Raw genomic sequence first — 7,377 nt, 5'->3', positions numbered from 1 at the left:
CACTTGAGGAGGATTCGCGCTCCAGAGTCGGGCACGACACGGCGAAGCTCCAACATGGGAGTACCACCGATGGCGGCCAACACCCCGGGCGGCCGACTCCACTGAAAGGGTTCCATCAGTTCAGTAGACACCTCCGGACTCCAGGTGAGAAGCCGTTAGCGGTGGCGTTGAACGGGTCCACGGCGCCGGCCGGTGGGCTCGACGCGTGCCCGTGTCACCCGCCGCTGGTGCCGTCCTCAGCCGCAGGGTCGAGCGGCTCGAGCACCTCACGCGTGTCCAGCCAGCCGTCGGGGACGGTGACCTTCTTGGGTGTGCCCTGCCGGCCGCGGGGGGTGCCCAGCTCGCGGACCGGGTAGGGCTCATCGGGATCCAGCTCGGCCAGCAGGTGGTCGAGGTCGGAAAACGAGGAGACGGTGCCCAGCTGCTGGCGCACCGTGCTGCCAGCTGCGAAACCCTTCAGATACCACGCGATGTGCTTGCGGAACTCGACGCATCCGCGTTCCTCGCCGGACAGCTCACCGAGCAGCTCGGCGTGGCGGCGCATGACAGCAGCCACTTCCCCGAGGGTCGGCAGCTCCTGCACCAATTCGCCGGAGAAGGCGGCAGCGAGGTCGCGGAACAACCACGGGCGGCCCAGACAGCCTCGGCCCACCACCACACCGTCGCAGCCGGTCTCCTCGACCATGCGCAACGCGTCGGAAGCCTCCCAGATGTCGCCGTTGCCGAGCACCGGGATGTCCGTCACCGCGGCCTTCAGCTCAGCAATCGCGTCCCAGTCCGCGCGCCCCGAGTAGTGCTGCACGGCGGTGCGCCCATGCAGGGCGATGGCAGCCGTGCCGGTGTCCTGCGCGATCCGGCCGGAGTCCAAGAAGGTGAGGTGATCGTCGTCGATGCCCTTGCGGGTCTTCATCGTGACCGGCACGCCGAATGGGGCCGCCGCGTTCACCGCTGAGGTGAGGATCTGCCCCAGCAGTCGGTCCTTCCAGGGCAGCGCCGCTCCCCCGCCCTTGCGCGTCACCTTCGGAACCGGGCAGCCGAAGTTCAGATCGACGTGGTCGATGCCGTGCTCCTCGCACAGGATGGTCACGGCGCGGCCGATCGTGTCGGGATCGATGCCGTACAGCTGCACTGACTTGTACTGCTCGTTGGGCGCGAACCGCAGCATCGACAAGCTCGTCCGATCACGTTCGACGATGCCGCGGGACGTGATCATCTCGCACACGTACAGCCCCGCACCCTGTTCGGCGCAGAGCTGACGAAAAGCCGCATTCGTGACACCTGCCATCGGGGCCAGCACCACCGGCGTGTCGACGCTCAGGGCGCCGATCCGCAAGGCAGACGGACGGAGGGTCGAGGTGGTCACCGGACCATTGTCTCAGCCAGGCGTCAGGCCTTCCACCGCACAGCCGTGGCGGGATCGTCGGACAGAGCGTCGATCGAGACGAGCGTGCGGCCCTTGGCCATCAGGAACACCAAGCACATCTCGGTCGCGTCGCCCGCCAGAAAGCTCTTGGGCACCTCGGTGCTGGGGCACGGCCTGAAGGAGCCGTTGATGACGTTGGGCGGCACGATGGTGTTGGCGTCGTCGTGTGCGACGAACGGGGCGCCGAGGCCTCCAAGACCGGCCGGTCCCTCGTTTCTGACCGTCGCCGACACGTAGTACGGCGTCGAGGCCTTGCTGGCAGCGTCCAGGGAGAAGAATCGGAAGTCCTCGATCGTGCCCTTCGTGATCTCATTGACCGTCAGGGTGACCGCGCTGGCTGCACCGTCGTCGACCTCCAGCACGACCGTGCCGGGCTCGCCCAAGGCGAGCTCCGTGCCCGGATCGGTCAATGTGACGTCGGACGGAAGCTCGAAGCCCTGGGGAGTGGGCACCGTGGGTGGCGCGGGCTCGCTGCTTCCGCACGCCCCAAGCGTCAGCATCACGGCGATGACGATCGCGGCAGCTCTCGGTCGGGGTCCACGGAGCAACGTCATGCGGCCAGTGTTGCCCACCGGAGGATCAGCATCCCGGGAGACGCGCCGCCAGCCAGCCCGTGACCTGATCGAGCCCGATGCGCTCCTGGGTCATCGTGTCGCGCTCGCGAATCGTGACTGCCTGGTCCTCGAGGGTGTCGAAGTCGACCGTGATGCAAAACGGGGTACCGATCTCGTCCTGACGGCGGTACCGCTTGCCGATGGCCGCGGCGTCGTCGAAGTCCACGTTCCAGAGCTGGCGCAACTCCGTGGCGAGATCGCGCGCCTTGGGCGAGAGGTCCTCGTTGCGGGACAGGGGCAGCACGGCCGCCTTGCACGGCGCCAACCGATGGTCCAGCTTGAGCACCGTGCGCTTGTCGACGCCGCCCTTGGAGTTGGGCGCCTCGTCCTCGGTGTAGCTGTCGATCAGGAAGGCCATCATCGAGCGATTCACGCCGGCCGCAGGCTCAATCACGTACGGTGTCCAGCGCTCGCCGGACACCTGGTCGAAGAACTGCAGGTCCTTGCCGGAAGCCTCGCTGTGCGTCTTCAGATCGAAATCGGTGCGGTTGGCGATGCCTTCGAGCTCGCCCCACTCCGAGCCCGCGAACTCGAACCTGTACTCGATGTCGACCGTGCGCTTGGAGTAGTGCGAGAGCTTTTCGGCAGGGTGTTCGAAGAAGCGCAGATTTTCGCGGTCGATGCCGAGGTTCGTGTACCAGTCCATGCGGGTCTGCATCCAGATCTCGTGCCAGTGTTCGTCCGTGCCCGGCTTGACGAAGAATTCCATCTCCATCTGCTCGAACTCGCGGGTGCGAAAGATGAAGTTGCCCGGCGTGATCTCGTTGCGAAAGCTCTTGCCGATCTGACCGATGCCAAACGGTGGTTTCTTGCGCGACGTGGTCATGACCTGGTTGAAGTTCACGAAGATGCCCTGCGCCGTCTCGGGGCGCAGGTAGTGCAGGCCCTCCTCGGACTCGACCGGGCCAAGAAAGGTCTTGAGCAAGCCGTTGAACATGCGCGGCTCGGTCCACTGGCCGCGGGTGCCGCAGGCCTCGCAGACGATGAGGTCCATCTCCACGGAGTCCGGATCGTCCAGGTTCTTCTTCTCGGCGTAGGCCTCCTGCAGGTGGTCCTGGCGGTAGCGCTTGTGGCAGTTCTGGCACTCGACCAGCGGGTCCACGAAGGCAGCCAGGTGGCCCGATGCTTCCCAGACCGACGTCGGCAAGATCACCGAGGAGTCCAGCCCGACGACGTCGTCTCGGCCCTGCACCATGGAGCGCCACCACTGACGCTTGATGTTGTCCTTGAGCTCGACGCCCAGCGGGCCGTAGTCCCACGCGGACTTGGTGCCCCCGTAGATCTCGCCGCACTGGTAGACGAAACCCCTGCGCTTGCTGAGGCTGATGACGTTGTCGACGGTGGTGGCCATGGTGAACGTTCCTGTCCGGCTGGGTGTCGGCGAGCCTGTGCGGAGGGTCGTGACCCTCCGCGCTCGATGCTTGCCGAGTGTATCGGGAACGGGATTTGACAACGGTTCCCAACAAAGTTGAGAATGATTCCCATGAAGCGAAACCCCGTCCTGCTCGTCACCGCGGCAGCAGCCGTCCTCCTTGCCGGGTGCGCTGGCACCGCGGGTTCTGACGACGACCGACCGAGCGTCGCGGCGTCGTTCTACCCGTTCGCCTTCGTGGTCGAGCAGGTCGGGGGATCGTTCATCCAGGTCGAGAACCTCACCTCACCGGGCGTGGAGCCGCACGACGTCGAGCTCACCCCCAAGCAGGTGGGCCGAGTGCAGGACGCGGACGTGCTGGTGTTCGCGCGGGGATTCCAGGCGGCGGTCGACGACGCGATCGAGCAGGCGGGACGCGAGGACGCGGCGACGATCGACGTGGCCACGATCGTCGACGATCTGCCGGCCGACGATGCGCACGACGAAGACGACGGACACAACCACGACCACGACGAGACCGATCCGCACTCCTGGCTGAATCCGCAGAACATGGTGACCGTCACGCGCGCCGTGGCCGACGCCCTGGCGTCGGTCGACCCCGCGCACGCCCAGGAATTCGCCAGCAACGCCGACGCGCTGGTGGCCGAGCTGGAGTCGCTCGACGCCGACTTCAGCGCCGGCCTGCAGATTTGCGAGCGACGCACCATCGTCACCAGTCACGCAGCCTTCGCCCATCTGGCCGCGCGGTACGACCTGGTGCAGGTGCCCATTGCCGGCCTCGACCCGTCCAACGAGCCGTCGCCTCGCGAGCTGGCCGCCGTCACGCGGCTCGTACGCAGCGAGGGCATCACCACAGTGTTCACCGAAGAGCTGGTCAGTCCCGCCATTGCGCGCACCGTCGCGGACGAGACCGGCGCGCAGACCGCGACGCTCGATCCCATCGAAGGGCTCGGCGACGACACCCGCGACGAGACCTACGTGACGCTCATGCGCCGGAACCTCGAGGCGCTCCGTACGGCAAACTCATGTCAATGACCGCATCTGCCGACCCGCTAGTCGCCGAGGGCGTGTCGGTCGCACTCGACGGGCGCCTGGTGCTCCACGACGTCGACCTGCGGGTCGGACCGGGTGAGTTCGTCGTGCTGCTGGGATCCAATGGGTCGGGCAAGTCGACGCTCGTGCGGGCCGCCGTCGGTCTCGTGCCGATGATTGGAGGCACCGTGCGGCTGTTCGGCACTCCGCTGGCCCGGTTTCGCGAGCACACCCGCCTCGGTTACGTTCCCCAGCGGACCCGCGCTGCCGCTGGTGTTCCAGCCACCGTGCACGAGGTCGTGCTGAGTGGACGCCTCGCCAGTCGACGATGGTTCGCGCCGCGCAGCACGGCCGATCTCGCCGCCGTCGAGTCAGCCATCGATCGCGTGGGACTGACGGACCGATCGGGATCGTCCATCAACGACTTGTCCGGCGGCCAACAACAACGCGCGCTGATCGCGCGGGCTCTTGCCACCGAGGCCGACCTCTTGGTGATGGACGAGCCCACCGCGGGCGTCGACCACGCCCAGCAGACCACGCTCGCCGCCCTGCTCGGTGATCTGGTCACTGCAGGCACGTCGGTGCTGCTCGTGGCCCACGAGCTCGGCCCGATGCAGCCGTTGATCGACCGTGCCGTCGTCCTCGACGTGGGTCGCGTCATCCACGACGGTCCGGTCGACGACCTCGATCATGACGACACCCACACGCATCTGCACACCGGCGCGCCCTCGCGCGGCAGCATCCACGGCGAAGGGATCTGGCCGTGATCGAGCTTCTGGACTACGAGTTCATGCGGCGGGCTCTCATTGCCGCCGTGTTCACCGGTCTGGCCGCCCCAGCCATCGGCACCTTCTTGGTGCAACGGCGGCTCGCCCTGCTCGGCGACGGTCTGGGGCACGTCGCACTGACCGGTGTGGCCCTCGGCCTGCTGACCGGCATTGCTCCGCTCATGACCGCGGTGATCGTCGCCGCGCTGGGAGCGCTGTTGATCGAGGTACTGCGCGCCACGGGTCGCACCAGCGGAGACGTGGCACTGGCCATGTTGTTCTACGGCGGTATCGCCGGCGGCGTGCTGCTGGCGAATCTCGCTGGCGAGAGCGCCAACACCCTCAATTCCTACCTGTTCGGCGCCATCACGACCGTCTCCACCTCCGACCTCATCCTCGTCGGCTCGCTGGGTGCCGTCGTGGTGGGCCTGTCCCTAGGACTGGCACCGCAGCTGTTCGCGGTTTGTCAGGACGAGGAGCACGCCCGAGTCAGCGGAGTGCCTGTTCGCCTGCTCAGCGCGTTGATCTCGGTGCTCGCCGCCGTCACGATCACGCTGGCCATGCGCACCGTCGGACTGTTGCTGGTGTCGGCCCTCATGGTCGTCCCGGTGGCCGCGGCCCAGCAGATCACCCGCAGCTTTCGCACGACCCACCTGGCCGCGATGGGCATCGGGCTTGCCGTCGCTCTGGGCGGCGTGGTCTCCAGCTACCAGATCGAGACCCAGCCCGGACCCACGATCGTCATCCTCGCGATCATCGTCTTCGGTGGACTGGCCGGGGTTGGCGCGTTCTTGCGCCGTCTGCGACCCGAGCCCGATCTCGTCGACTCAGGTCGGGGGTCGTAGCTGTCATGGCCGAATCGCCACGCAACACCCGTCAACGCCGGGCCGTCGCGACGATCCTGGACGAGCTTCACGGCTTCGCCAGCGCCCAGGAGATTTACGATTCCCTGCGCAGCAAGGGCGATCAGGTCGGCTTGTCGACCGTCTATCGCACCCTCCAGGCCATGGTTGAGGCGGACGAGGTCGATGCGTTGCGGGGCGGCGACGGCGAGACCCTGTTCCGCCAGTGCAGCGCCGGACATCACCATCACCTCGTTTGCCGCTCGTGCAGCCGCGCCGTCGAGGTCGAGGGTCCGACCGTGGAGAAGTGGGCCGACGGAGTTGCCGCTGAGCACGGGTTCAGCGATGTCGAGCACACGTTGGAGATCTTCGGCACGTGCGCGGAATGCGCGCCCAGATGAGCATTCGCCACGTCGACGGGCCTGACCTGACCGCCGCCGACGTGTACGCGATCTGGAAGATCCGCGACATCGTGTTCGCCGTCGAGCAGCAGTGCGACGAACCCGACGTCGACGATCTCGACCTGCTCGCCACCACGACGCACCTGTGGTTCGCAGACGACGACGGCCCGACCAGCTACCTGCGGGTGCTCACCGATGCCGATGGGGCGCGACGCATCGGCCGCGTGGCCACGCGGGTCGACAGCCGGCGGCGCGGGCTGTCCGGACAGCTTGTGGCGGAGGTGACACGCCTCTGGGGCGATGGTGTCCTGCGCCTGAATGCCCAGGCCTACCTTGAGGGCTGGTACGGCCGGTTCGGCTATCACCGCAGCGGTGAGAACTTCGTGGAGGCCAGCATCGACCACGTGCCGATGCAGCGTCCGGCGGGTGGATTCATCGCCTGAGGGCGCGGTCTTCCAGGGCCAGCGTCGCATGAGCTTCAGACAATGGATGCAGCAGGAATTAAACTGGAATAACAGGGCACACTGCTTTCATTCGAACCTTTGTTCGAGTATGATGAGGGTATGGATCCCGAGCCCACCATCGACGCGATGCGCACCGCTGCGCAGGCCCTTCGGTCTGGCGATGCTCGTGAACGTGCTCGTGCGATCCAGGTGGCCCAGGACGCTCTCGATGCCGCGAAGGCATTGGCGTTGTCCGAGCTGCAGATCAGCCGCGACCGCGAGCTCGATGGTGCGTCGACTCTGAACGCGTGGGTCCGCAACGAGCTGCGACTCAACGCCGGCCAGGCCACCGCCTTGGTCAGCAATGTGTCCGCCCTCGATGAGCTGTCACTGGTGGCTGACGCTGCCACCGCTGGCCGCATCAGCGCCGCGCATGTTCGCGTCTTCGTCTACGGCATCAGACACGTCAGTCTGACCACAATG

The 7,377-nt window shown here is 66.8% G+C and carries 9 protein-coding genes; 6 read left to right on the top strand and 3 right to left on the bottom strand.

The annotated features are described in order from the left end of the window. Nucleotides 1-214 precede the first annotated feature (214 nt). From dusB to WB508_RS02585, 3 genes are read right to left on the bottom strand one after another with little or no spacing between them, the layout of a single operon-like run. On the bottom strand, nucleotides 215-1,363 hold the full coding sequence (gene dusB / locus WB508_RS02595; RefSeq protein ID WP_423843317.1) for a tRNA dihydrouridine synthase DusB: 1,149 nt from the start codon (nucleotides 1,361-1,363) through the stop codon (nucleotides 215-217). A 23-nt stretch (nucleotides 1,364-1,386) separates the two neighbouring features. Further along, nucleotides 1,387-1,977 carry a hypothetical protein gene (locus tag WB508_RS02590; protein WP_423843316.1) on the bottom strand — a complete coding sequence of 197 codons (591 nt, stop codon included), beginning with the start codon at nucleotides 1,975-1,977 and terminating at the stop codon, nucleotides 1,387-1,389. Between the two features lie 25 nt (nucleotides 1,978-2,002). Then, complete coding sequence (locus WB508_RS02585) at nucleotides 2,003-3,388, bottom strand: glycine--tRNA ligase (protein ID WP_423843315.1); 1,386 nt, start codon at nucleotides 3,386-3,388, stop codon at nucleotides 2,003-2,005. 132 nt (nucleotides 3,389-3,520) lie between these two features. Between WB508_RS02585 and WB508_RS02580 the strand changes: the two genes are divergently transcribed. From WB508_RS02580 to WB508_RS02555, 6 genes are all read left to right on the top strand, one after another. Then, complete coding sequence (locus tag WB508_RS02580) at nucleotides 3,521-4,444, top strand: metal ABC transporter substrate-binding protein (RefSeq protein ID WP_423843314.1); 924 nt, start codon at nucleotides 3,521-3,523, stop codon at nucleotides 4,442-4,444. Continuing rightward, nucleotides 4,441-5,208: a metal ABC transporter ATP-binding protein gene (locus tag WB508_RS02575; RefSeq protein ID WP_423843313.1), complete on the top strand. Its 768-nt coding sequence runs from the start codon at nucleotides 4,441-4,443 to the stop codon at nucleotides 5,206-5,208. The genes WB508_RS02580 and WB508_RS02575 overlap by 4 nt, the downstream gene beginning before the upstream one ends. Continuing rightward, a complete protein-coding gene (locus WB508_RS02570; RefSeq protein ID WP_423843312.1) occupies nucleotides 5,205-6,053 on the top strand; it encodes a metal ABC transporter permease in 849 nt (282 codons plus the stop codon). The genes WB508_RS02575 and WB508_RS02570 overlap by 4 nt, the downstream gene beginning before the upstream one ends. A gap of 5 nt (nucleotides 6,054-6,058) precedes the next feature. After that, nucleotides 6,059-6,451, top strand: a complete 393-nt coding sequence (locus tag WB508_RS02565) for a Fur family transcriptional regulator (protein ID WP_423843311.1) — start codon at nucleotides 6,059-6,061, stop codon at nucleotides 6,449-6,451. Next, the gene (locus WB508_RS02560) at nucleotides 6,448-6,894 is read left to right on the top strand and encodes a GNAT family N-acetyltransferase (RefSeq protein ID WP_423843310.1); all 447 of its coding nucleotides are present in this window, start codon (nucleotides 6,448-6,450) and stop codon (nucleotides 6,892-6,894) included. Before WB508_RS02565 ends, WB508_RS02560 begins: the two co-directional genes overlap by 4 nt. A gap of 120 nt (nucleotides 6,895-7,014) precedes the next feature. Further along, nucleotides 7,015-7,377, top strand: a 363-nt coding sequence (locus WB508_RS02555; protein WP_423843309.1) for a DUF222 domain-containing protein, incomplete at its 3' end; no start/stop codon positions are given.

Source organism: Aeromicrobium sp. (assembly GCF_049586495.1).
Classification (GTDB): domain Bacteria; phylum Actinomycetota; class Actinomycetes; order Propionibacteriales; family Nocardioidaceae; genus Aeromicrobium.
The sequence above is the reverse complement of the archived record's forward strand: the minus strand, read 5'-3'. Positions and strand labels throughout refer to the sequence as shown.

What these genes read in the sequence shown, in the direction of transcription:
- WB508_RS02580 (WP_423843314.1), top strand. Translation starts at nt 3,521, where the DNA reads ATGAAGCGAAACCCCGTCCTGCTCGTCACCGCGGCAGCAGCCGTCCTC.
- WB508_RS02575 (WP_423843313.1), top strand. Translation starts at nt 4,441, where the DNA reads ATGACCGCATCTGCCGACCCGCTAGTCGCCGAGGGCGTGTCGGTCGCA.
- WB508_RS02560 (WP_423843310.1), top strand. Translation starts at nt 6,448, where the DNA reads ATGAGCATTCGCCACGTCGACGGGCCTGACCTGACCGCCGCCGACGTG.
- WB508_RS02565 (WP_423843311.1), top strand. Translation starts at nt 6,059, where the DNA reads ATGGCCGAATCGCCACGCAACACCCGTCAACGCCGGGCCGTCGCGACG.
- WB508_RS02590 (WP_423843316.1), bottom strand. Translation starts at nt 1,977, where the DNA reads ATGACGTTGCTCCGTGGACCCCGACCGAGAGCTGCCGCGATCGTCATC.
- WB508_RS02585 (WP_423843315.1), bottom strand. Translation starts at nt 3,388, where the DNA reads ATGGCCACCACCGTCGACAACGTCATCAGCCTCAGCAAGCGCAGGGGT.